At 68.8% G+C, this 23,133-nt stretch carries 24 protein-coding genes and 1 other RNA gene; 7 read left to right on the forward strand and 18 right to left on the reverse strand.

The window, feature by feature from the left end:
* Positions 1–3: 3 nt before the first annotated feature.
* Both FJ091_04770 and FJ091_04775 read right to left on the reverse strand, forming a co-directional pair.
* On the reverse strand, positions 4–1,347 hold the full coding sequence (locus tag FJ091_04770) for a cytochrome P450 (GenBank protein ID MBM4382664.1): 1,344 nt from the start codon (positions 1,345–1,347) through the stop codon (positions 4–6).
* A 7-nt stretch (positions 1,348–1,354) separates the two neighbouring features.
* Positions 1,355–2,785, reverse strand: a complete 1,431-nt coding sequence (locus tag FJ091_04775; protein ID MBM4382665.1) for a cytochrome P450 — start codon at positions 2,783–2,785, stop codon at positions 1,355–1,357.
* Between the two features lie 83 nt (positions 2,786–2,868).
* On the opposite strand from FJ091_04775, the gene FJ091_04780 reads away from it, so the two are divergent.
* From FJ091_04780 to FJ091_04795, 4 genes are all read left to right on the forward strand, one after another.
* The gene (locus tag FJ091_04780) at positions 2,869–3,318 is read left to right on the forward strand and encodes a nuclear transport factor 2 family protein (GenBank protein ID MBM4382666.1); all 450 of its coding nucleotides are present in this window, start codon (positions 2,869–2,871) and stop codon (positions 3,316–3,318) included.
* A gap of 66 nt (positions 3,319–3,384) precedes the next feature.
* On the forward strand, positions 3,385–3,672 hold the full coding sequence (locus tag FJ091_04785; GenBank protein MBM4382667.1) for a ferredoxin family protein: 288 nt from the start codon (positions 3,385–3,387) through the stop codon (positions 3,670–3,672).
* A 16-nt stretch (positions 3,673–3,688) separates the two neighbouring features.
* On the forward strand, positions 3,689–4,165 hold the full coding sequence (locus tag FJ091_04790; GenBank protein ID MBM4382668.1) for a nuclear transport factor 2 family protein: 477 nt from the start codon (positions 3,689–3,691) through the stop codon (positions 4,163–4,165).
* 2 nt (positions 4,166–4,167) lie between these two features.
* Positions 4,168–4,839 carry a glutathione S-transferase family protein gene (locus FJ091_04795; protein MBM4382669.1) on the forward strand — a complete coding sequence of 224 codons (672 nt, stop codon included), beginning with the start codon at positions 4,168–4,170 and terminating at the stop codon, positions 4,837–4,839.
* A gap of 7 nt (positions 4,840–4,846) precedes the next feature.
* Here the strand turns inward: FJ091_04795 and FJ091_04800 are convergent, their stop codons facing one another.
* The 7 genes from FJ091_04800 to FJ091_04830 form a co-directional block, all read right to left on the reverse strand.
* On the reverse strand, positions 4,847–5,578 hold the full coding sequence (locus tag FJ091_04800; GenBank protein ID MBM4382670.1) for a DUF2889 domain-containing protein: 732 nt from the start codon (positions 5,576–5,578) through the stop codon (positions 4,847–4,849).
* On the reverse strand, positions 5,578–5,847 hold the full coding sequence (locus tag FJ091_04805) for a VOC family protein (GenBank protein ID MBM4382671.1): 270 nt from the start codon (positions 5,845–5,847) through the stop codon (positions 5,578–5,580). The genes FJ091_04800 and FJ091_04805 overlap by 1 nt, the downstream gene beginning before the upstream one ends.
* A 110-nt stretch (positions 5,848–5,957) precedes the next feature.
* Positions 5,958–7,424, reverse strand: a complete 1,467-nt coding sequence (locus FJ091_04810; protein ID MBM4382672.1) for a carotenoid oxygenase family protein — start codon at positions 7,422–7,424, stop codon at positions 5,958–5,960.
* A 124-nt stretch (positions 7,425–7,548) separates the two neighbouring features.
* Positions 7,549–8,016 carry a hypothetical protein gene (locus tag FJ091_04815; GenBank protein ID MBM4382673.1) on the reverse strand — a complete coding sequence of 156 codons (468 nt, stop codon included), beginning with the start codon at positions 8,014–8,016 and terminating at the stop codon, positions 7,549–7,551.
* Between the two features lie 20 nt (positions 8,017–8,036).
* Positions 8,037–9,812: an NAD(P)/FAD-dependent oxidoreductase gene (locus tag FJ091_04820; protein ID MBM4382674.1), complete on the reverse strand. Its 1,776-nt coding sequence runs from the start codon at positions 9,810–9,812 to the stop codon at positions 8,037–8,039.
* Positions 9,813–9,848: 36 nt separating this feature from the next.
* Positions 9,849–11,207, reverse strand: a complete 1,359-nt coding sequence (locus tag FJ091_04825; GenBank protein ID MBM4382675.1) for an MFS transporter — start codon at positions 11,205–11,207, stop codon at positions 9,849–9,851.
* Positions 11,208–11,291: 84 nt separating this feature from the next.
* Entirely contained in the window at positions 11,292–12,227 is a 936-nt protein-coding gene (locus FJ091_04830) for a LysR family transcriptional regulator (protein ID MBM4382676.1), read from the reverse strand.
* Positions 12,228–12,333: 106 nt separating this feature from the next.
* On the opposite strand from FJ091_04830, the gene FJ091_04835 reads away from it, so the two are divergent.
* Positions 12,334–14,895 (forward strand): TonB-dependent receptor, encoded by a 2,562-nt coding sequence (locus FJ091_04835; GenBank protein MBM4382677.1) that lies wholly within the window; start codon positions 12,334–12,336, stop codon positions 14,893–14,895.
* A gap of 53 nt (positions 14,896–14,948) precedes the next feature.
* On the opposite strand, the gene FJ091_04840 is transcribed toward FJ091_04835, so the two are convergent.
* Positions 14,949–15,374: a nuclear transport factor 2 family protein gene (locus FJ091_04840; GenBank protein MBM4382678.1), complete on the reverse strand. Its 426-nt coding sequence runs from the start codon at positions 15,372–15,374 to the stop codon at positions 14,949–14,951.
* A gap of 187 nt (positions 15,375–15,561) precedes the next feature.
* On the opposite strand from FJ091_04840, the gene FJ091_04845 reads away from it, so the two are divergent.
* The gene (locus FJ091_04845) at positions 15,562–16,332 is read left to right on the forward strand and encodes an SDR family oxidoreductase (protein MBM4382679.1); all 771 of its coding nucleotides are present in this window, start codon (positions 15,562–15,564) and stop codon (positions 16,330–16,332) included.
* Positions 16,333–17,030: 698 nt separating this feature from the next.
* Here FJ091_04845 and ssrA read toward each other — a convergent pair.
* Positions 17,031–17,393: a transfer-messenger RNA gene (ssrA, locus tag FJ091_04850) on the reverse strand.
* Between the two features lie 96 nt (positions 17,394–17,489).
* Between ssrA and FJ091_04855 the strand changes: the two genes are divergently transcribed.
* Entirely contained in the window at positions 17,490–18,728 is a 1,239-nt protein-coding gene (locus FJ091_04855; protein ID MBM4382680.1) for a cytochrome P450, read from the forward strand.
* A gap of 6 nt (positions 18,729–18,734) precedes the next feature.
* Here FJ091_04855 and smpB read toward each other — a convergent pair whose 3' ends face one another.
* The 7 genes from smpB to rsmA all read right to left on the reverse strand — a co-directional run bounded on the left by smpB (position 18,735) and on the right by rsmA (position 23,094).
* A complete protein-coding gene (smpB, locus tag FJ091_04860; protein ID MBM4382681.1) occupies positions 18,735–19,235 on the reverse strand; it encodes an SsrA-binding protein SmpB in 501 nt (166 codons plus the stop codon).
* 24 nt (positions 19,236–19,259) lie between these two features.
* Positions 19,260–19,598 carry an aspartate 1-decarboxylase gene (locus FJ091_04865; protein MBM4382682.1) on the reverse strand — a complete coding sequence of 113 codons (339 nt, stop codon included), beginning with the start codon at positions 19,596–19,598 and terminating at the stop codon, positions 19,260–19,262.
* Between the two features lie 15 nt (positions 19,599–19,613).
* Positions 19,614–20,489, reverse strand: coding sequence for a pantoate--beta-alanine ligase (locus tag FJ091_04870; GenBank protein ID MBM4382683.1), 876 nt, complete (start codon positions 20,487–20,489; stop codon positions 19,614–19,616).
* Positions 20,490–20,507: 18 nt separating this feature from the next.
* Positions 20,508–21,332: a 3-methyl-2-oxobutanoate hydroxymethyltransferase gene (gene panB, locus FJ091_04875; protein ID MBM4382684.1), complete on the reverse strand. Its 825-nt coding sequence runs from the start codon at positions 21,330–21,332 to the stop codon at positions 20,508–20,510.
* Positions 21,333–21,613: 281 nt separating this feature from the next.
* Positions 21,614–21,901 carry a hypothetical protein gene (locus FJ091_04880; protein MBM4382685.1) on the reverse strand — a complete coding sequence of 96 codons (288 nt, stop codon included), beginning with the start codon at positions 21,899–21,901 and terminating at the stop codon, positions 21,614–21,616.
* Between the two features lie 6 nt (positions 21,902–21,907).
* Positions 21,908–22,252: a PilZ domain-containing protein gene (locus FJ091_04885; GenBank protein MBM4382686.1), complete on the reverse strand. Its 345-nt coding sequence runs from the start codon at positions 22,250–22,252 to the stop codon at positions 21,908–21,910.
* Positions 22,249–23,094 carry a ribosomal RNA small subunit methyltransferase A gene (gene rsmA, locus FJ091_04890; GenBank protein ID MBM4382687.1) on the reverse strand — a complete coding sequence of 282 codons (846 nt, stop codon included), beginning with the start codon at positions 23,092–23,094 and terminating at the stop codon, positions 22,249–22,251. The genes FJ091_04885 and rsmA overlap by 4 nt, the downstream gene beginning before the upstream one ends.
* Between the last annotated feature and the right edge of the window lie 39 nt (positions 23,095–23,133).

A 23,133-nucleotide genomic window follows, 5' to 3' on the forward strand; every position in this document is an offset into this window, starting at 1 on the left:
TTGTTAGGCGCGGAACGTCACCGGCAGATGCCAGCACGTGTGCATCTCGCCGAGACCGAGGGACTGCAGGCGCGGCGCGGCGCCCGGCGCGAGGCGCAGCTCGCGCAGCGCGTCGAGCAGCACGTTGCTCGCGGTGACCGCGGCGTCGCGCGTGAGCGCGTAGCGCGAGCGCGGGCGGTCTTCGGGGAGCGCGGGATGCTTCGAGGGCGGCCCGAGCGCGAACGCGATGCCCGACGCGAGGCCGTCGGCGCGGTACATGCCGCGCGGCTCGCGCTGGGTGAGGTCCTTGCGTCCCACGACGAACGAGTCGGGGTCGCTGAACACGCGCGGGTCGCGATTGCCTGCGGCTGCGACGCACACGATCAGCGCGCCCTCCGGAAACACCTGCCCGAAGCGCTCCACCTCGTGCTTCGCGAAGCGCTTCGCGCTGAGCACCGGCGCCGAGTGCCGCATCGCCTCCAGCACCGCGAGCTTCAGCAGGCGCGCCTCCGGGCGGCGATTGCCCTCGACGCGCGCGAGCTGCTCGGGATGCGTGAGCAAGAGGAACCACAGATTCGCGAGCGTGCCGTGGAGCGTCTCGTGATCGCACTCGAGCAGCGTGGCAGTGAGGTCCTCCGCGGTCGCCGGCCCCTCTGCGAGCTCGAGCTGCGCCGCGACCGAGATGAAGTCGTCGCCGGGATTGCTGCGGCGCTTCGCGAGCAGCGGAGCGAAGTACGCCGTCAGCTCCGCGAACGCCTGCTTGCCCGCGAGATCACTCACCGCGCTCGCGTGAACGCCGCGCTGCATGCGCACGCTGCGCTCCACGAACGCGCCGCGATCCGCCTCGTGGATGCCCCACGCGCGCACGAGCAGCTCGAGCGGAAGCCGCGCGGCGAGCTCGCGCGCGAGGTCGGCGCTGCCGCGCGCTGCGAACGCCGACACGAGCTCGCGCACGATGCGCGGCGTCTCCTCGTCGAGTACGCGCGCCTCGTGCTGCAGCCACGCGAGCTCGCCGCGCAGATCGCGCCCGACCTGATCGAGTCCGTAGAACCAGCGCTTCGGGCGCGTCTCGTAGTTCGCGTCGTCGACGAAGATCGAGGTCGCGTCGTCGTAGCGCGTGATCCAGTACGCGTTGCCGACCCAATCGCGATAGCACGGGTAGTTCTCGCGCAGCGTCGTGAACGGCGTGTACGGGTCGACGAGAAAGTCGGGCGAGATCAGCGCGCCCGGCCGCAGCTTCGCGGTCGACTCGCCAACGCGGCGGCGCTGGTGGATCTCGTACGTGCGAAACACCTGCGCACCCGGCTTTCGGCGCGTGATCGCGACGCCGTTGCGGCCGACCGTCGTGTCCGTTTGCTGCTCGCTCATCGCTCGCTCACGCGCGGTCGTAGTCGAGCCATAGCTCGCGGATCGCGCCGAGCCCGATCGGCGCGAGGCTCACGCCGTCGATGTCCTTGGGCATGCGCGCGGTGTTGATGCGCACGTTCTTCAGCGTCGGCAGCAGAATCTGCGAGCCCGTCACCGACTCTTGGTGCGAGATCCACGCGCCGGGGCAGAGATGCGGCCCCACGCCGAACGCCATGTGATTCGAGCGCCCGTCCTTGCGGTAGCCGCTGCGCAGGATCTTGCCCGTGTAGAGGTCGCGTCGCGCGATGTCGAAGCGCTCGGGGTCGGCGAACACGCGATCGTCGTGATTCGCGGAGACATCGACCATGTTCACGAGCGAGCCGGCCGGGATGCGCACGCCATGCATCTCGACGTCGAACGTGTTGTGCCGGGGCTGGCCGCCGATCGAGGTCGAGTGGCGCAGGGTCTCGTGGAAGGCGGCGTCCCAGAGCGACTCGTCCGCGCGCAGCCGCGCGAACTGATCGGGGTGCTGCAGCAGCAAGTACCACATGTTGAGGATCGCCCCGCGCGTGGTCTCGCCGCCGCCGCCCACGATCAGCGCGATGTTCGAGGTGATCTCCTCGGTCGAGAGGTAATCGCCATCGAGCTGCGACTCGCACAGCTTCGAGATGATGTCCTTGCCGAGCGGGTTGCCCGCCTCGTCGTACAGGTACGTCGGCTTCACGCGGCGCTGCTCGACGATGCCCTCGACGTAGTCCTCGAGGTGCTGACGCGCTTCGAGGCCCTTCTGCTGCGTCTCGGAGCCGCCGAGCCCGAGCATCATCGAGTTGTACCAGTAGAAGAACGCGTCGCTGGCTTCTTCCGGGAAACCGAGCACCTGGCACACCACGCGGATCGGGAACTCGTTCGCGAACGCGCGGCCGAGCTCCACCGTGCGGGTTCCGTCCGCGTGGTCGATCACGTGATCGGCCTTCGCAGCGTCCCAGGCCGCGATCATCTTCTGCGCGAGGCTGCGAATCGCCGGGATTCTGTTCTGCAGCGACTGGCCGACGAGGTGCTGGCCGTAGAGATTCCGCCGCCGGCGATGCTCGACGCCCGAGAGCTCGAGCTGGGTGTTCCCGAGCACGCCGCTCGAGCTGCCCTTCGGGATCGTGTTCCAGCCCTCGTCGTCGAAATAACAACTCGTGATGTCGTCGTAGCGCGTGACGTAATAACAGTTGTGCAGCTTGTCGTAGTAGACGGGGTAATGGTCGCGCAGGATCCGGTAGTACGGGTACGGGTTCCGCGCGAATTCGGGCGTGTCGAAGATGCGCGGGTCGACGAGCGGCGTGCCGTCCGGCGCGTGCCCCATGTCCACGGCTTGGCCGAGGGGCATCAGCGGAAAGCGGCGCGGCGCGGGCGGGCTCGCCGCGACCGCGCGCGACTGCTCGGCGAGGAACGAGTCGATCGAAGTGGCCATGCGCGACCTCCCACGCGTTGCGAACGAAGCGTACCGCGCGCGATGCTGCGTTAAACCGCGTGCAAACGCATGGGGAGAGACGCATGACCCTCGACCAACTGCTCGAGATCGAAGAAATCCGCCAGCTGCGCGTGCTCTACTCGCACTACTTCGACGGCAAGCAATTGGCGGGCCTCGTCGACCTGTTCACCGACGACGCCGTGTGCGAGTTCGGCCCCGACTACGGCGGCGACTGGGTCGGCAAGCCGCAGATTCGCGAGAACTACGCCAAGTACCTCGCGAGCGAAGGTCCCGAGCACGGCGTGATGCACGCCGTCACGAACCACAGCGTGCGTGTCGTGGACGCGACGACCGCGCTCGGGCGCTCGTACCTGCTCGACCTGCGCACGACGGAAGGCGTGGAGAACCCGCTGATTCTGTTCGGCGTGTACGACGACCTCTACAAGAAGGTCGGCGGCGCCTGGAAGATCCACCGCACGCGCATCGACTTCCTGTGGCCGAAGCGCAGCTACGTCGGGCCGCGCAAGATCTGAAACGAGGGCGAGCGGGGTTCGAAGAGTGGCCTCGGTGCAGCGGGACTCTGAGATGGAGCGCAGCAGATGACGTTCGTGATCGCCTCCGCGTGCGTGGACGTGAAGGACAAGTCCTGCATCGAGGTATGCCCGGTGAACTGCATCTACACGGACCCGGACGACCGCATGTGCTTCATCCACCCGACCGAGTGCATCGACTGCGGCGTGTGCGAGTCCGCTTGCCCGGTGCAGGCAATCTTCCCGGGGAACGCGGTGCCGAGCGAAAGCAGCGAGTACACCGCGCTGAACGCGCTCTGGTTCGAGGACAAGAGCGCCGCGCGCGCAACGGTGAACAAGCTGAAGCCCAGCACCTAACAGCTCGGAGAGAACCGTGGCCAGCCTCGAAGATCGCGTGCGCGTGCTCGAAGACGTCGAGGCGATCCGCAAGCTGAAGGCGCGCTACTGCGCCGCCTGCGACGACAACCACAACGCGGAAACGCTCGGCACGCTGTTCGCGGAAGACGCGACCTGGGAAGCGTCGAGCATGGGGCTCGCGTCCGGGCGCAAGGCGATTCAGGAAAAGCTCGGCGCGGTGGGCGCGAGCGGACGCATCCGCAACTCCGCGCACCATGCGATCAATCCCATCATCGAGGTCGATGGCGACCGAGCGACGGGCCACTGGCGTCTGATCATGCTCTACACCGCGAACGAGGCGAACGGCACAACGCAGTGGCTGCGCATCATCGGCTGGTATCGCGAGCGCTACGTGCGCGTGCGCGGTGAGTGGCAGTTCCAGAGCCTCTACTGCCAGGTCGAGGAGCACGCGCCCTACGCGCTCGCGCCCGACCAGAGCGGAATCGGGGGCTGAGCGTGCGCAAGCTCCACGGCCCGGCGACGTCGCCGTTCGTGCGCAAAGCCTGGATCTTTCTGCGCGAGAAGGGCCTCGACTTCGATCACCGCCAGCTCGATCCGCTCGCGAAGACGCCGCGCTTCCTCGCGATGAACCCGCTCGGGCGCGTGCCGATCCTCGAGGAGAGCGACGGCCACCTGATCTCCGACTCGAGCGTGATCTGCGACTACGTCGAGCGCATCCACCCGGCGCCCGCGCTCTATCCCGCGCAGCCTCGCGAGCGGGCGCGCGCGCTCTGGCTCGAGGAGTACGGCGACACGGCGCTGGTCGCGGTGTGCGCGCGCGTGTTCTGGATGCACGTGATCATTCCCGTGCGCACGGGCAAGCCCGTCGACCTCGCGGAGGTCGCGAAGTTCGTGCACGAGGCGTTCCCCGGTGCGCTCGACTACCTGGAGACGATCGCGCCCGAGCGCGGCTGGTTGTTAGGCGACGCGTTCGGCATCGCGGACATCGCCCTGCTCTCGCCCGTGCGTCTGCTCGACCTCGCCGGCGCGCCGCTCGACGCCGCGCGCTGGCCCAAGTTCGCAGCGTGGTACCGCCGCGCGATCGCGCGGCCGTCGGCGCTCAGCATCGTGGAAGCCGAGGTCGCGGCGACCGAAGTGTTCCGCACGACGGGGAACGCGCCTACCTGAGCACCGGCTAGCTCGCGTCGAACTCCGCGAGCAGCGCGTCGGGGCGCTCCGTGAACTCGAGCTGCGTGCCGAGCATGCGCCCCGCTCCCGCCGCCCGCTTCGGCTGCTGCGTGAAGCAGCGATTCGTCGGCTGGCCGTCGAGCGCGCCGGCGTTCGGCACCGAGTCGAGCACGAACAACCTGCAGCGCGCGATCATGCACGCGCGCCGTAACAACACGGCCGCCTCGAACAGCTCGGGTGAGAGGTTCGCCTCGGCCCAGCCGAGGAACTTCCCGACGAGCGGCACGCCTGAGAAAGGCGCCGGCCCGCGAATCGCGCCGTCGGCGATGTCCCAGGCGAGGAGCGGCACGCCGTCCTTCGCGAGCGTGACGCGCGTCGGGCCGCGGATCGGCTCCGGCACCGCGATGTCGTACCGAGCGCTTGCTTCGCCGCGCGCCGCGTAGGCCATCGCGATACCCGCGAGGTCGTAGAGATCGGTGCAGTGCTGGCGCGGGCCGCCGAGCGCGCCGACTGCGGTGATGCGCGGCTCGAGCTTCGCGCCGACCAGCGCGCTCAGCTCCGCGGGCGCATCGCTGCACGTGCTCCACGGGAACCGCACGCCGCGTCCCTCGATCGCGCTGACGCGCGCGCCGTCGTGGCGGATGCGCACCTCGAAGTGATGCGGGTCGCCCTCGAGCGCAGCGCGCGCGGAATCTCCGCGCGCCTCCACGCGAATGCGCCGCCGATAGACGCCTGCCATCAGCTCGCGTGGTGCTCGAGGATCTCGATCGGGTAGCCGTCGGGATCCTTCACGAACGCAGCGGTCACGGGCCAGCGATCGAGCCGCTGCGGTGCCGAGACGGGCTCGGCGCCGCCCGCGAGCGCGCGCTCGTAGAGGGCGCGGCAGTCGTCGGTCGCGAGATAGAGCTTCCAGAGCGCGTCGCCGTGTTGAATCGCGCCGCGCTGATCGTGCCGCCACGCGAGCTGGATGCGGTTGCCGCTCGCGCCCGCGAGCACGACCTCGCTCACGTTCGGGATCTCGATGCGATGCGTGACCGCGAGGCCGAGGCCGTTCTCTTAGAAACGCACCGAGCGCTCGAGGTCGCTCACGTGGATGCAGAACTGGTCGACGCTCGTCTTCACGCGCGCGCCCCTTCCCAGAAGCCGTGGAAGCCATACGGCTGGAGCGGCAGCGGAACCGCGGCGACCGGACCCTTCGCGAGCTGCTTCGGCTCGAACACGCACAGCTTCGACTCGCGCCGCTCGCCGTCGTAGACAAGTGCGACGACCCAGCCGTCTTCGAGGTCGGCTCCGCCCGGGCGCGGTGCGAACACCGGCTCGCCGACGAACTTGCCGGGACCTGGCGTCCACACGTCGGCCGGACGCTGCGCGTCCACCGCGTCTACGCGCGCCACCGAGTCGAACGGGTCCGAGAAGCGCACGTCGCTGCGCGCCGAAGCATAGATCGCGGGCGCGGAGCGGCCCTCGCGCTCGGGGTGCACGCGCGGGAAGTCCATGCCGAGCGGCGCGAGCTGCTCCCACTTCGCGTCGTCCGTGTCGTCGCGCACCGTGGCGCGATACAGGCGCTGAATCGAAGCTCGCCGATCCGGCGCTTCGGGATCGAGCGGCCGCTTCGCGCCCTGGAAGCCGAACTCCTCGCCGAACTCGAACGACTCGAAGGCGCACAGCTCGACGGCACAGGTGCGGTCGTCCAGGTCGTGCGCGTTCGCGAAGTGGATCACGAACGCGCGCTGCGGCAGGCGGATCGTGCGCACCGGCCCTGGCCGCCCGCGCGGCACGAGGTAGAGCGCGCCGGGCTTCGAGGGGTCGGTGGCGATCGCCTCGATCAGCGTGCCGAGGCCGAGCGCGGCCTTGGCGAACTTCGCGAGCTTCGCCTTCATCGGGTTCGAGGCGACCACGTACCAGCGCGGCGTCACGACGAAGTCGTGCGTGAACGGCATGCCGGGCACGCTGGCTTCGCGCGTCTCGACCTGCACGCCGCTCGAGTCGAACTCGCGGAACGTGAAGCGCGCGGGGACGCTGCGCTGCATGTTAAGCCCGACGAGGCGGCTCGCGCCGGTGTCGATGCGCACGTGCGCGAGGAACGTGCCGTCGGGCAGCGCGCCGCGATAGGTCTCTTCGCCGATGGTCTCGAGCGAGTCGGGGTCGAGCGCGTACGGCCGCCCGCCCTCCCAGCCTGATAACAAGCGGTCGGCCCACGGCTGAATCGTCGTGTTCGAGACGTTGCGCGGCCCCGGCGCGCGGAAGTTCGCGAGCGGCGAATCGCTCACGGGCGTGCCGAGGCCCTTGTACACGAGCTTCCCTGCCGCGCGCTCGGCGACGTAGGCGGGCGTGCGCACGAAGCGCGACTTGAAGCGCGCGCCGCCGCTCTTGGTGAGCTCGAGCGCGCGCACGAAGCCGTGGCCGTCGAACGGGTGAGCGAGGCGCCCGCCGATCTTCGTCCAGCCCGGCCCGTTCTGAAGATGTCTCCCGCCTGCGAGGTCTGCGGGGATGCGCCCCTCGATCGCCGACGCCGGAATCTCGAGATCGAGCTCGCCGGGCTCCGCCGTCATCACCGTGTTCCACGCAGCCGCTCGTCCGCTCATCGTGTCTGCACTCCATTGGGCCCGACGCGCACTGGCGCCGGCCGTTCTTCGCTTGGCGGACGCACCTTAGGCGTGTGCGTGCCCCGAGTCTTTGGCTGCGTGAAGGGCATGCGGCCCCCCGCGCTCAGACCGCGTTCGCCTTCCAATCCGCGACGAGCAGCTCGATCGTGGTGTTCACGATCAGCGCGCCCTGCTCGTCTCGAATCTCGTACAGCACGCCGTCGCTCGCGTGGTTGCCGAAGAACACGAGGCCGCCCTCCGGCCCGCCGCACTCGAGGTGCGCATGCGCGTCGCCGGTGCTGAGCGCGTAATCGCCTGCGCGGCGCACGCGATGCCCGCCGCGCGTCCCGTCGGGGAGCACGTCCCACAGGTGCTGCTCGCCGGCGAGCACGAGGATCGTCGTGGTCGCGACGTGGCGGTGGATCGGGCAGTGCCCGCCGTCGCCGCGCCAGCGCACGACCATGTCGAGCGTTCCCGCGGCCACGTCGTAACCGAGGATCGCGTAGTCGTGGCGCACCTTGATCGCGCCGTTGGGATCGCCTGTCACTTCGCGCCACTTGTGCTTGCGCTCGTCGAATCCGATCTGCGCCATCGCGCGCTCCTTCCGTTCGGTCAACTCAGCGTGAGGCCCGCAAGCGTTCCCTCGCGGCGCCACGCATCGAGCAGCTCTTCGAACTCGGTGGGCGCTCCCATGTAGAACCCATCCTGCCGACTCCGCTCCGAGGGCTGCCCCTCGTTGTTGTAGTACCCCGGCGTGCAGTTCTGCGCGAACTCGAGCGTGCTGCGCGCCTTCGCGAGCACTGCATCGACCCAGGCTTGCTCGGCCTCCGCGCTCGCTTCGAGCCGCTTCGCGCCGCGTCCGAGCGCAGCGCCCACGACGTAACCGATGTGCTTCGCTTGCAGGTCGATGATGTACGGGAAGTTCACCGTGAAAGCGGACTGCGCGATGCTCATCATGAAGCAGTTCGGGAAGCCGTGGATGTGGATGCCGTGGAGCGTGCGGATGCCATCGCGCCACTTCTCGCTGAGCGTGCGCCCGCCCTCCCCCACGACCGGGAAGCCGGAGCGGCGCGAGTAATCGGTCCCGACTTCGAAGCCGGTCGCGAAGATCAAGCAGTCGAGCGCGATCTCGCGTCCGTTCGCGACGACGCCGCGAGGCGTGACGCGCTCGACGCCGCGTCCGTCCGTGTCGACGAGCGTGACGTTCGGTCGGTTGAACGTCGGCAGGTACTCGTCGTGAAAGCACGGGCGCTTGCAGAACTGCCGGTACCACGGCTTCAGCTTCGCCGCGGTCGCCGGGTCGCGAACGCTCGCGTCCACGCGCGCGCGCACCTCTTCCATCTTCTCGAAGTCCGCGAGCTCGACCGTGCGCGCGATCGCCTCGGGGGAGAGCTCGGCCGGCGTGGTCGACAGCATCTTGCTGAGCAGCTTGCGCGTGATGTCGGTCCAGCCGTCCGCAACGAGATCCTCAGGCTGGAAGCCGCCCGCGGTGAGGATCTGGAAGTTGGCGACGCGCTGCTGGTGCCAGCCGGGCGCAAGGGCCGCTGCCCACGCGGGATCGGTCGGTCGGTTGGCGCGCACGTCCACCGAAGACGGCGTGCGTTGGAAGACGAAGAGGTGCTGCGCGCTCGCGCCGAGATGCGGGATGCACTGCACGGCGGTCGCGCCGGTGCCGACGATGCCGACGCGCTTGTCGCGCAGCCCTTCGAGATTCCCGCTCGCGTCGCCGCCGGTGTACGCGTAGTCCCAGCGGCTGGTGTGGAAGCAGTGGCCCGCAAACTCTTCGAGCCCCGGAATGCCGGGCAGCTTCGGCTTCTGCAGGTAGCCGTTCGAGAGCACCACGAAGCGCGCGCGCATCGCGTCGCCGCGGTTCGTGCGCACCACCCAGCGCGCGTCCGCGGCGTCCCAGCGCAGCTCGGTGACCTCCGTCTGCAGGCAGATGTCGCGATACAAGTCGAACTTGCGGGCGATCGCCTGGCAGTGCGCATAGATCTCTTCGCCGCGGCTGTACTTCTCCTTCGGGACGTAGCCGAGCTCTTCGAGGAGCGGGAGATATACGTAGGACTCGATGTCGCAGGCCACGCCGGGGTAGCGGTTCCAGTACCACGTGCCGCCGACATCGCCGCCCTTCTCGATGAGTCGCAGGCGCTGAACGCCGCGCTGCCGCAGCCGCACTCCGGCGAGGAGCCCGCCGAAGCCGCCGCCGATCAGCGCGACGTCGATCTCGTCCGTCAGCGGCGCGCGCGTGATCGGCGCGCTGAACGGATCCTCTTCGAAGCGCGCGAATCGCCCCTTCGCCTCGACGTACTGCGCGATGCCGTCCGCGCGCAGCCGCTTCTCGCGCTCGGCGCGGTACTTCGCGCGCAGCGCCTCGGCGTCGAAACCCAGCCGCGATCCCGAGTCGCTCACTTCTCCCTCCCCCGCCTAGCGACTCGCCGCGGGCGCTGCTTCGCCGTTCGCGCGCGCGTCGAGCTTCGCGCGGATCTCGCGGTGGAGCTGCTCGGTGATCGGGTAGTTCCACACGATCAGCGCGCCGGCGATGAAGAACAGCGACGGGAACGTGGAGAACAGGAAGCGCAACCCGGTCATCGCCGATTCGGAGTTGCGCGAGCCGAGCGTCGCGTCGAAGCCGAACAAACCGAGGCCGAACATCGCGAGCACACCGCCGAGCGATGCGGTGACCTTCGTCGCGAACGACCACGCGGAGAAGAAGAACGCGGCGCGATTCTCGCCGCTCTCGAGCGTGTCGAGGTCGATCACGTCGGCCTTCATCGCGTTCGGCAACAGCGCCGAGAAGCCGCCGCCCGCGAAGCCGGTAGCGAGGGTGATCGGGAGCATCCACCAGAAGTCGCCGGGGCCGAGCAGGAAATAGAACGGATGGGCGCACGCGATCAACAGGAACGCGGCGATGTAGGCGCGGTGCTTGCCGAGTCGCGCGGCGAGCGGAACCCACAGCGGAACGCTCGCGAGGCTGCTGAGGAAGAAGAACGTCAGCATGATCGGCGTTTGCGCGGTCGCGCCCAGCACGTCGGCAACGAAGAACGCGTAGAGCGGCGTCGTGATGTTCAGCCCGATCGAGCCGATCATGAACGCGATCACGAGGCGCAAGAAGGGCTTGTTCTGCCACATCAGCTTCAGCCCGGGAACGAGCGGGACGTAAGAGGGCGCGTCGTTCGGCGGATCGGGAGTCTTCCACACGGTGAGCGCAACGCAGACCGGGATCAGCACGAGCGCGGTGGTGCCGACTACGGCCAGCACGCTGCGGTCGCCCCCGATGCCGAGCAGGACGAGCGCGCCGATCGGAGCGAGCTGCGCCGACAAGCTGCCGAGAATGCCGGCCATCGCGCGAGCGCCCGCGACGCGCGAACGCTCGTTGTAGTCGGGTGAGAGCTCGGCGCCCCACGCGTAGTACGGGATGTGCATCATCGTCACGCTGAGCCCGAGCACGAGGCCCCAGCCGAACAGATGCGACGCGCCCGCGCCCTCGGGCGGGAAGAAGAGCTGGTAGATGCCCAGCAGCATCAGCGGCGTCGAAACGGCGACCCAGGGCTTGCGGCGCCCGAAGCGCGAGCGCGTGCGGTCGCTGACGAGACCCATCACCGGGTCGGCGACGAGATCGATGAGGCGCTGCGCAAGCATCACCGATCCCAGCACGGTGACCGGGATCGCGAGCTCGGTGCTGTAGAAGCGCGGCACGAAGACGAGCACCGGAAACAGCGCCATCGTGATGGGGAGCTCGGCGCAGGCGTAGAAGAAGAGCGCGGACTTCGAGAGCTTCTGCACGGCGCGCCCCTCTCGCGCCGGTTGTTAGGGCGCTCGCCCAGAGGGCAGCGCGGATCGCGGGCGGCGTCAACCCACGCGGGAAGCTCAGCTCACCGCGCGAATCACGGGCCGCACGTGGCGGCCCACGAGCAGCGCCTCGAACGCGAGCGCGGCTGCACTGGGCGTGCGGCCCGCGGCGTGGGCGACGCTCAGATGATGCGGGGGAAGCGCGAGCACGTCGCGCGCGAGGAAGAAGTCTGCAGCGAGCCCGCCGAAGCTCGGGCTGAGGTGCATGACCGGGAAGAACGCGTCGCTGCTGCGCACGAGCCGGCACGCGAGGTCGAAGTCGCTTGCGACGTAGCGGGGGCGCAGCGCAGGCATGCCGAGCTCGGCGTAGCGCTGCGCGAGGTCCGAGTACGACGCCTCGATCGACTCGGGAAGGATCACGGGCTGCTCGAGCACATCGCGCTCGCTGAGATGCTTGCGCTCGGCGAGCGGGTGGTCCTTGCGGAACATGCACGCGAAGTAGAGCGGCGCGAGCAGCGTGACCTCGAGCTCGCGCCAGCGACGCAAGTAGCTCGACGTGCCCACGATCAGATCGAGCTCGCCGTGCAGGAGCTGCGGGCAAAGCGCTTGCGGCGAGCCGTTCACCGCCTCGACCGCGACGGCCGAGTGAGCCCGCGCGAACGCGCCGAACGCCCACGCGGCAAGCGCGCCGGTCGAGATCACGCCGATGCGCAGCCGCCCCGCGACGTGGGCCGCGCCGCTGCGCACGCCGCTCACCAGCCCGTCGACCTCGGCGAACACGCGGCGCGCGCGCTCGACGAACTCGAGACCCGCTGCAGTCGGGTGCAACCCGCGCGGCGCGCGCTCGAACAGCCGGACCCCGAGCGCTTGCTCGATCTCGGCGATTTCACGCGAGACCGCGGACTGCGTGAGACCGAGCGTCTCGGCCGCGCCGGTGATGGACTGCGCGCGCGCAACTTCCACCACCGCGCGCATGCGCTTCAGGTCGATCGTCGCCGCGCTGTCGAGAGGCATTCGGATTCCTCATGCTCCAATCCCGAAAGCTCATTTGACTTCATGTCCGCATCCCGCGCAAGCTCCCCCGAATTGCGCGCTCTCTCGCGCCAGAGAAGGGAACTAGATGCGTCGAGTCTCGGGTTTCGTGTGTGTACCGTTCACCGTGCTGCTCGCGAGCGCCGCCCTCGCGCAGGCGCCGGCGGCAGCGCCGACTCCTCCTCCTGCGGAGGAACGCGGCGGCATCGAAGAGATCATCGTGACCGCGCAAAAGCGCGAGCAGTCCGCGCAAGAGGTGCCGATCGCGATCACGGCGATCTCGGCAGAGCTCGCGACGAGCGCGATCCGCGACTTGCGCGACCTGAACGGATTCTCGCCGAATGTGCGCATCGATCGAGATCCCGGCCGTGCCAACGGCGCCGCGATCACCATCCGCGGGATCAGCCCGACGCGCACGGACGACAACTCGTTCGACGCGCCGATCGCGGTGATGATCGACGACATCTATCTCGGGATCCTGTCCGGGCAGGTGCTCGAGAACTTCGACATCCAGCAGGTCGAGATTCTGCGCGGGCCGCAGGGCACGCTCTTCGGCAAGAACACCGTGGGCGGCGTGATCAACGTGAAGCGCACGGTGCCGACCGGTGATTGGGGTGCGCGGCTCAAGTTCACGGCTGGCAGCTTCGGCCAGCGCGAGTACCGAGCCGTGATCAACGCACCGGTCGTCGACGAGAAGCTCGCCGCGAAACTCTTCTTCACGAAGATCAGCGACGACGGCTGGATCAAGAACACCACGCTCGACCGCGGCATCGCGCGCAAGGACTACATGAACTACGGGGTCACGTTCCTGGCGACTCCGACGGATCGAATGCGCGCGCTGCTCACGATCGAGCGCTTCGACGACGACACGGAGGGCGGCGGCGCGCTCACCAACTACAACCTCGCCCCCGGTGTCGCGGCGCCGCCGACGGACCCGCGCGAGCCCAACCTTTCGGGGGGGTTCCTGTCCTGCACGTTGTTCAACAGCGGGCTGATCCCCGAGTGGACGAATGCAGGCGTTCCTTGCCGGACGAGCCTCGCGCGTCCCAAGAAGGTGTCTGCCGACCTCGCGAATCCGGCGTCCCTGACGACCGACGCGTACACCCTCGACTTCGGTTTCGAGCTGACCGAGAACTTCCGATTCGCCTCGGTCACCGGCTATCGCAAGGTCAACGAGGATCGGATCCTCGACTTCGACGGCAGCTCGGTCGACCACATCACGCTCGAGCGGCTGAACGACTACGACCAGTTCAGCCAAGAAGCGCGCGTTCACGCCGACTTTGATCGGATCAAGGGCGTCGTGGGCTTCTACTACTGGAACTCCGAGTTCACTCAGGACTGGGTGACCGGCGGCGACTTCTGGACGCTCGTCGGCACGCTCTCCGGCGCGAACTTCGCCAACAACACCTGGACACTCCCGGCCCGGGGCCTCGCGACGGCGTTCCCAAGCCTCGGCGCCAGCGTCGGGCCGCTGCAGGTCTGCCAGCACCCGGGCGTTCCTGGTTTCCCCTTCGGTGCGACGCGCTGCGACACCGGGGTGACCGCGTCCGGAAACGGCATCACGCCTGGCGTCGGACTCGGCCCGAAGCTGACGCAACGCCTCTTCGAGACACAGGAGACCACGTCGTTCGCGGTCTTCGGCCAAGCGGACATCGAGATCGTCGAGGACTTGACGCTCACGCTGGGTCTGCGCTGGACCAAGGAGACGAAGGACTTCAGCGCTGGTCAGGCGTACTTGTCGAGCGTGGCGCGCAACCGCGTCCGCAATTTCCCAGCGTTCGCGAACCTCGAGCGGACGTGGGACGACATCTCGCCGAAGGTTGCCCTGGCCTGGCAGCCCATCGAGGACGTCCTGCTCTTCGCGTCGTTCTCGGAGGGCTTCCACTCGGGCGGATTCTTCGGGGTGAATCAGAACATCGCCGACTTCGTGCGCGACCAATACGACCCGGAGTACGCGCGTTCGTATGAGCTCGGCGCGAAGACGCGTTGGTTCGACAACAGGGTCCAGCTGAACGGCTCGTACTTCTACAACCAGTTCCGGAACAAGCAGGAATCGGCGGTTCAGTTCGACCCGACCACGAACACGGTCGCGACAGTGTTCGCAAACGTCGCGGACGCGGTCTATCAGGGCATCGACCTCGAGTTGCAGGTCGCCCCGATCGAGCAGCTCGACCTGTTCCTCTCGTTCGGCTGGCTCGACGCCGAATACCGCGACTTCTTCACCGACATCAACCCGAACGACACTGGCAACCAGGCGAACTGTCCGGTGCCCCTGCAGTCCGGTCAGTGCATCCAGGACGCCTCGTTCCTGCGCCCGCGCAATGCACCGGAGTTCACGGTGGGCGCCGGCGGCACCGTGCGCCTCGAGATCGGAAGCGGCGTTGCGGAAACCTCGCTCAAGTACAACTGGCTCGGGCCGGTGGAGACGAGCCTGATCAACCTGCAGGTCGGGCGCCTCAAGGCGCGCGGCGACCTCCAGCTGACCACGGGCTATCGGTACAAGAACGTGGCGGTGAGCTTCTTCGCGAGGAACCTCACAAACGAGGGCTTCGAGATTCCGTTCCTGATCCAGCCGCTGTTCGCGTCAGGCAACATCGTGCCCGGCCGCACCTACGGCGTGGACGTCACGGTCGAGCTCGGAGGCGACTGAGTTCGCAGAGAACCAGCGCCGCCCGCGTCTCGCGACGCGGGCGGCGCTTCGTTTCAGCCCGCCTGCACGCGCGTTCCGCGCGACACGAGCTTGTGTCGCGCGATCTTCCACTCGCCGCCGATGCGCTTCATCTCCGTCTCGTACGTCGCCCACAGCGTGAGCGTCGTGTCGGGCTGAGCCTTCAGGTAGTGCAGCGCCTGCACGTCGGTGCGGCACTGCGCGACGTCGCCGTTCACCGTCGCGAGCTGCGGCCCGAGCATGTGCTGCGTCGCGCCGTAGCGCTCGAGCGCCTTCGTCACGAATTCAGTCCACGCCGCAGCGCCGCGCACCGTCTCGGGGCCGAAGCCCTCGACGAGCACGTCGTCGGCGAAGACCGAGCGGTACAAGGCGAGGTCGCGTTCATCGACGCCCTTCGCGTACTTGCACATCACGTCCATCAGGGCGATGCGGTCGGCGACGTACTGCGTGAGGTCAGCCATGAGCGGTCTCCTTCGAGTCGCGCGACGTTGGAGGCGCGCGGCGACCGAGTCAACCGCGCGCCACCGAGCCGCTGCGAGAGGCGCAGAAGCCACGCCGCGCAGTCTCTTGGGGACCCTGCGACTCGAGCCGCCCTCTGCTCGTCTGCGCGGTCGAAGGCAGGCGTCAACGGCGATACCGTCGGCCGGCATGAGCAAGCCCAACCTCTCCGGACAAGTCGCCATCGTCACGGGTGCCACCCAAGGGCTCGGCAAGGCGTTCGCCGCCGGCCTTCGCCAGGCGGGGGCCACCGTCGCCACGTGCGACGTGCAGGCCGGCTGCGACGTGGTCGCCGACGTCTCGAAGGCCGACCAGCTCAAGGCCTTCATCGACGGGGTGATCGCCAAGCACGGTCGGCTCGACATCGTCGTCGCCAACGCCGCAGTGTGTCGCTTCACCGACCCGCTGCGCGGCTGGCAAACCGCGGTCGACGACTTCGACTTCCATGTGAACACGAACCTGCGCGGCCTGTTCCTCACCGGTCGCGCCGCGATCCCCGCCTTGGTCGAGAGCGGCCGCGGGCATCTCGTGCTGATCGGCACCGACCACACCTGTCGGCCCTCGGACTGGCCCTACAACGGCGGCGCCCTCGACGCCTACGACGCATCGAAGTGGGGCGTGATCGGCTTGGCGGTCGCGTGGGCCTGTGCGCTCAAGCCGAAGGGCGTGCGCGTCAACGCCATCTCGATGGGCGCGACCGACACCGAGATGCTGCGCGGCTTCACGCGCGTGGCGACGGGCAAGGAACCGACCCCAGCGGACATCGCCAGCTGGATGCGGCCCGAGCAGTTGGCCGACCTGCTGCTCGACCTCATCGCCGAGGGCCCGTCCGGGCGCACCGGTCAGAACATTCCGGTGATCATGGGCCGCCCGGTCATGCTGCCCGGCAAACCGGTGCCGGTCACCACCAACGTCGTCTGAGTTGCACCGGGTCGCCGGTACCACCCAGAAGCGGTCAGCAGCGAACTCACCTGCGTAGGCGCAGATCTTTGCGCCGATTCGAACTGCTGGGCGCGGGATGGTTCTAGGCCTCATGGGCCTTCGCCCTGGTGAGGCGGTCGCCGCCGCACGTCGTTCGCGACGGGTGGCTAACGATCACGCGGGCGCGAAAGGGCAACACGCTCGACGCGCCGATTCGCGGAGCGAAGACCGGTCGCGCGAAGCGGCTGCCGATTCCCGCGGCACTCGAGGCTTGGATCGACGCTCATCCACTGCTCGCCCTTGGGGGCTCCGCTCTTCCCAAACCCGCGCACTCGCGCCGCTTGGACGCCGACATCGTTGCGTCGCGCATGGATCGACGCGTGCAGGTCTGTTGGCGCCTCCATCTCACTCCTACGAGGGACCGCAGCCCACCTGCGCGACGGATGCGGCGTTGCGCGGAGTGCCCGAGCGTTCGCTGCAGGCGTTCCTCGATCATGCTGAAACCCGATCGACGCGGAAGTACGCGCGGCTCGCCGATGGTGCGCTCATCGACGTGCTTCATCGCATCCGCTGACGAACCAACTCCGCATCGAGTTGTTGGGCACCGACGGACAAGCTCGACTCCGGGAAATGTTGGGCGGACGCCGAGCGGACGCTGCATTGGGCGGTCCGCAACGATCTGATCTTGATCGCGAGTTTGGTGGAGGCGCCGGGAATCGAACCCGGGTCCGCGTGACGTCCAGCGCCCGCGTCTACGCGCGTAGCGTCCGCTCGATCTCGGGGCGGCCAGTCGCGAACGCCGGAGCAGCCATCCCCTTGGCAGACATCGATCTCGCCATTCGGTAGCGGCCTGCCAGCGGCCGATGGCCAGCCTTCTGATGGCGCCCGCTCCCCCCTAGAAGGCGTCGAGGACGGGCGTCGCTATCTAGGGATTAGCTAGGCAGCGAGTGCGTAGTTGTCGTCGGCAGTTGTTACTACCAACTGCAGCAGGATTAACGAGGTCGCTACCCCCTCGGCGCGCAGCGTTCGCCTTCGACCACCCGTCGAAGCCGATCGCCCCCACGAAGCGCTGCAACGTACGCCGCAAACCCGCGCGCGCCAAGCGAGGCGCGCCATCGGACGCGCTGTCTTATGTTGCGCGACCGCTGGAGAACGCGATGACCTCTTTCCACGAGCTCGACCTGCTCTCGCCCGACATGTACGTCGCACACGGCTACCCGCACGAGAAGTGGACGCGCCTGCGCCGCGAAGCGCCGGTGCGCTTCATCGAGAACGCGGTGATGCCGTACTGGGCCGTCACCAAGCACGCCGACATCTCGTTCGTCGGGAAGCACCCCGAGCTTTTCCTGAACGCGCCGCTGCTCGTGCTTCCGACCGAGCCGCGCGATCTCGTGCGCGAGTTCGAGCCGCCGCCCACGCTGATCCAGATGGACGGCCACAAGCACACCGCCTATCGCAAGCTGATCTCGAAACGCTTCACACCCGGCGCGCTGAAGAAGATTCACGCCGACATCGAGGCGATCGCGAAGGAGATCGTCGAGAGCCTGCTCGCGAAGGGCGACGAAGGGCGCTGCGATTTCGTCGCGCAGGTCGCGGCGCCGCTGCCGATCGCGGTGATCGCGTGGCTGCTGGGCGTGCCGAAGTCCGACTGGAACCTGCTGTTCGACTGGACCAACCGCACCATCGGCGCGGGCGATCCCGAGTATCAGGTGCCCGGCCAGACGCCCGCGCAGACCGCGCAGAAGGCGATGACCGAGCTGTTCATGTACTTCGCCAAGATGGTGGAGGAGAAGCGCAAGAACCCCGGCGACGACCTGGTGAGCATGTTCGTGCACGCCGAGGTCGACGGCGCGCCGCTACCGCCGATGGACGTGCTCTCGTACTGCATGATCGTCGTGGTCGCGGGCAACGAGACGACGCGCAACGGCACGAGCGGCGGCATGCTCACGCTGATCGAGCACCCCGCCGAGCTCGCGAAGATCCAGCGCAACCCGGCGCTTCTGCGGGGCGCGATCGAAGAGATGCTGCGCTGGTCGAGCCCGATCATTCACTTCGCGCGAACTGCCGCGGAGGACACCGAGCTGCGCGGCCACAAGATCCGCAAGGGCGAGCGCCTCGGCCTCTTCTACCCATCCGCCAATCGCGACGAGGAGATCTTCGACGCGCCCTTCACCTTCGACGTCGAGCGCGAGCAGAATCGTCACCTCGCGTTCGGCATCGGCGAGCACTTCTGCGCGGGCGCGCACGTGGCGCGACTCGAGCTCGAGATGGCGTTCAAGTACCTGCTGCCTCGCATCGAGAGCATCGAGCTCGACGGCAAGGTGGAGCGTCTGCGCTCCTCGCTGGTCGGCGGCGTGAAGCACCTGCCGATCCACTACAAGCTGAAGAGCTCGTAGCCGCCGTCAGCGCTTGCGCTTCAGCGCGTTGCTCAGCGCGCGGTCGACCGCGCGCTCGTCCTCGCGCTGCTTGATCGTCTGGCGCTTGTCGTGCGTCTTCTTGCCGCGCGCGAGGGCGAGCTCGATCTTCGCGCGGCCAGCCTTCCAGTAGAGCGAGAGCGGCACGAGCGTGAAGCCGCGCTCGCCGATCTTCCCGGAGATGCGCGCGATCTCGCTCTTGTGCAGCAGCAGCCGGCGTTCGCGCAGCGGATCGGAGTTCTCGCGACTCGCCTGCGCGTAGTGCGCGATCTGACAGCCGACGAGCCACACCTCGCCGCGGCGCACCACCGCAAACGCGCCGTTCAGGTTGCCGCTGCCGCCGCGCAGCGACTTCACCTCTGGCCCGCGCAGCTCGAGCCCCGCCTCGAACACGTCGACGACTTCGTAGTCGAAGCGCGCGCGGCGATTCACGGCGATCTGCTTGATCTCCGCACCGCCGCTCTGCTCGCTGCCGCTCGGCTTCGCCATGGTCGAGCGAGCCTAACAGGTCCGTCAGTGCACCTGCCGGTTCGCGCGGTCCACGAACACGCGCCTCGCGTGCCAGTCGCGGCACTCGGCGTCGTCCGCCTGCACGTAGGTCGCGATGATCACGACGTCGTGCGGCTTCACGAGGTGGGCCGCGGCGCCGTTGATGCAGATCTCGCCGCTGCCGGGCTCGCCCGGAATCGCGTACGTGCGCAGGCGGCTCCCGTTCGTGCAGTCGTAAATCTCGACGCTCTCGTACGGCAGGATGTCCGCCGCTTCGAGCAAGAGGCTGTCGATCGTGACGCTGCCTTCGTACTCGAGGTTGGCCTCGGTCACGGTGGCGCGGTGGATCTTCGACTTCAGCATCGTTCGAGTCACGTCTCAGTTCTCCTTGGGTACGTGCAACACGGCGTTGTCGATCAGGCGCACGACGTCTCCCCCGGCCTTCGGGAAGAACACGGCGAGCGCGAGCAAGGTGTCAGTCGTCAGGCGCTCCGGCGCTAACGCGAGCGACTCCGGATCGCGCAGCTCGGCGTAGTCGATCTTCGCGAGCGGTGACCGCGCGATCTCGCTTGCGACGCGAGCCTCGAGCGCGGTGCGCGAACGCTCGCCGGCGTCGATCGCGCGCTGCGCGGCGCCGAGGGCGCGCGAGAGCGCGAGCGCCTGCACGCGCGTCTCGGACGTGAGGTGCACGTTGCGACTCGACATTGCGAGGCCATCGCGCTCGCGCACGGTCTCGTGGCCGACGATCTCGACGTCGAGGCCGAGATCGCGCGTGAGGCGCCGAATCAACGCGAGCTGCTGGAAGTCCTTCGCGCCGAATACCGCGAAGTGCGGCTTCGCGGCAACGAGCAGCTTCGCGACGACGGTCGCTACGCCGCGGAAGTGCCCCGGCCTCGATGCGCCGCAGAGCGGCTTCGCGAGCTCCGTCACCTCGACCCACGTCTGGTAGCCCGTGGGATAGAGCTCGTCCGCGGTCGGCAGGAACACCGCGTCGACGCCGCGCGCCACGCAGGCCGCGAGATCGGCTTCGAGCGGGCGCGGGTAGGCCGCGAGATCGGTAGTCGAGTTGAACTGCGCAGGGTTCACGAAGATCGACACGACCACGAACTGCGCGCGCCGGCGAGCCTCGTCCACGAGGGCGAGGTGACCCGCGTGCAGCGCGCCCATCGTGGGCACGAGCGCGATGCGCCGGCCCGCGAGCCGCTCCGCGTCCGCGCGCTGCTGAAGCGCGCGCACTGTCGTGATCCGCTCCACCCCGACGTCTCGATTCGGTCAGCGGTAGGAGTGCTCGGTGCCGGGGAACTTGCGGTGGCGCACGTCGTCCGCGAACGCACGCGCCGCCTGCGATGCGAGCTGGCCGAGGCTCGCGTACTGCTTCGCAAAGCTCGGCGTCCAGTCCGAGAGCCCGAGCAAGTCGTGCAGCACGAGCACCTGGCCGTCGCAAGCGACCCCCGCGCCGATGCCGATCGTCGGAATCGCGAGCAGGCCGGTGATCTCCGCCGCGAGCTCCGCGGGTACGCCCTCGAGCACGACGGCGAACGCGCCAGCTTCCTGCACCGCGAGCGCGTCAGCGATCACGGCCTCGCGCGCGCTGCCGCGCCCCTGCACGCGGTAGCCGCCCAGCTTGTGCACGCTCTGCGGCGTGAGGCCGACGTGCGCCATCACCGGAATCTCGGCGTCTACGATGCGCGCGATGGTGGCGCGCATGCGCTCGCCGCCTTCGAGCTTCACCGCCGCCGCGCCGCCGTCCTTGATGAATCGAATCGCGCTGCGCACCGCATCTTCCGGCGAGACCTGATAGCTCCCGAACGGCATGTCGCCGACGACGAGCGCGCGCCGCGCGGTCCGCGCCACGAGGCGCGTGTGGTAGATCATCTCGTCGAGCGTGACGGGCAGCGTGGTCTCGCCGCCCTGCACGGTGTTTCCCACCGAGTCGCCGACGAGCAGCACGTCGATCCCCGCTTCGTCGAAGATGCGCGCGAAGGTGGCGTCGTACGCCGTGAGCATCGAGAAGGGCTCGCCCTTCCCTTTGCGCAGTTGCAGCGAGCGCGCGGTGACGCGCTGCTCGCGGCGCGATGCAGCCGTGATCGTGGACATGGCTGTGTGCCTCGCCCGGAATGTCCGCGAGGACTTCACCTGCCCGAGGTGGAGCGTCTTGCCGCCGAGCTGCGCAGCGCAGAAGACACGTCGAGTTTGCGCTGCGTGACCCGCCAGCCTCCGCTCCCGTCTCGCTCCCGAAGGATGCGAGCGATCTCGAGCGTCTGTGGCGTCGTCCTGTTTGCGGGCCGTGCCCGGGTGCTGGGGAGCGTTCGATGGAGATCGCACCTTGCGATTCCCCTCGGCTCGCCCGTGTTTGTACTCGGAGTCAGACGAAAGTGTCAACGCGAATTATTCGCCTCGGCTCGGTCCAGCGCCTCTCGCACAGCGGGCGGCAGGAAGCGCGCATCCAGGTCCGCCCTCTTGAAGCGCACGAGCGCCGCAGCAAGCGCGCCGACCTGCGCTGCCGGCGGGTCGCTGGCCACCAGCACGACCCAGGCCGCGCCGCGCACGAGCGCCGGCCCGCTCGCGAGCCCCGGCGCATCGGTGGCGCCACGCAGCACCCGCACGGAGATGCCCAGCTCTCGCGCCAGCTCGATCAGGGCATCGCGCAGCGCGGTCGGCTCCATGACTCGTCAGCGCCGCCGGTTCGTGGGCTGATTCGCGAACTCCGACAGCGCCGCGCTCGCGGCAGGCTCGAGGTCGAGGAGATGCACGCCCGTCTCGAACAGTGCAGCGCCCAGGTCGCCGGCGTTGCTCGTCCAGACGACCTTGCCGTGCGCACGAATCTCCGGCCCGTTCGGCGGCAGCGTGAACGCGACCTCGACGCGCTCACCGATCTCGATCGCGCGGCGCAGATGCACGCACAGGCCGCGCGGCGAGAGGTTCACCGCGCGCGCGCGCTCGAGGCCGCCGTCCTCGCGCCGCAGCTCGACCTCGATCGTCGCGACGAAATCGCGGCGCGGATCGTCGCCCCTCACGCGAGCGCCTCGCGCGCGAGCGCGAGCCACTGCGCGGGTGCGAGCGCCTCGGCGCGCGTGCGCTCATCGAGCCCGCTGCGCGCGAGCCACGCGGCGACGGGCACAGGATCGATCCCGCTGCTCTGGCGGAGCGAGTTCACGAGGGTCTTTCTCCGGTGCGCGAAGGCGGCGCGTACGAGCCGTTCGACGCGTTCGAGCTCGCCCGGCCGGAGCGCATACTCTGCGTGCGGCGTGAGCAGCACGAAGCTCGAGGTGACGCCGGGCGCAGGGTAGAAGCACTGCGGATGCAGAGCGAGGCCGATGCGCACACGCGCCACGAGCTGATGCAGCACCGCGAACGAGCCGTAGTCGCGCGAGCCCGGCTGCGCGCCGATCCGGAGCGCCACTTCGCGCTGGATCATCACCGCCCAGCCCGCGAGGCGCGGCGCGAGATCGAGGAAGCGGCGCATCAGCGGAGTGGCGACCGAGTACGGCAGGTTCGCGACGACGCGTACGCGCGCGCCATCCGCAGCCAGCGCGGCAATCTCGGCGCCGAGGTCGACCGCAAGCGCGTCGGCGTGAAGCAGCCGCGCGTTCGCGGGCAGCACGCTCTCCGCCCTGAGCGCGCGCACCAGGCCGGCGTCGATCTCGATCGTGGTGACCGCGCGCGCCTGCTCCGCGAGCGCGCGCGTGAGAATGCCGAGGCCCGTGCCGATCTCGAGCACCGCGTCGCCGGCGCCCACTTCGGCGAGGCGAACGAGCTTGTCCGCCTGCGCCTCGTCGCACAGAAAGTTCTGCCCGAGCTCTTTGCTCGCGGCGAGGCCGTGGCGCTCCAAGAGCTCGCGCGCGGCTCTCGCACTCATCTCCGATCGCCTTCGGCTCGCGCGCGGCGACTCGCCGCT

The organism is Deltaproteobacteria bacterium, assembly GCA_016875395.1.
In the GTDB taxonomy this organism is placed as follows: domain Bacteria; phylum Myxococcota_A; class UBA9160; order UBA9160; family UBA6930; genus VGRF01.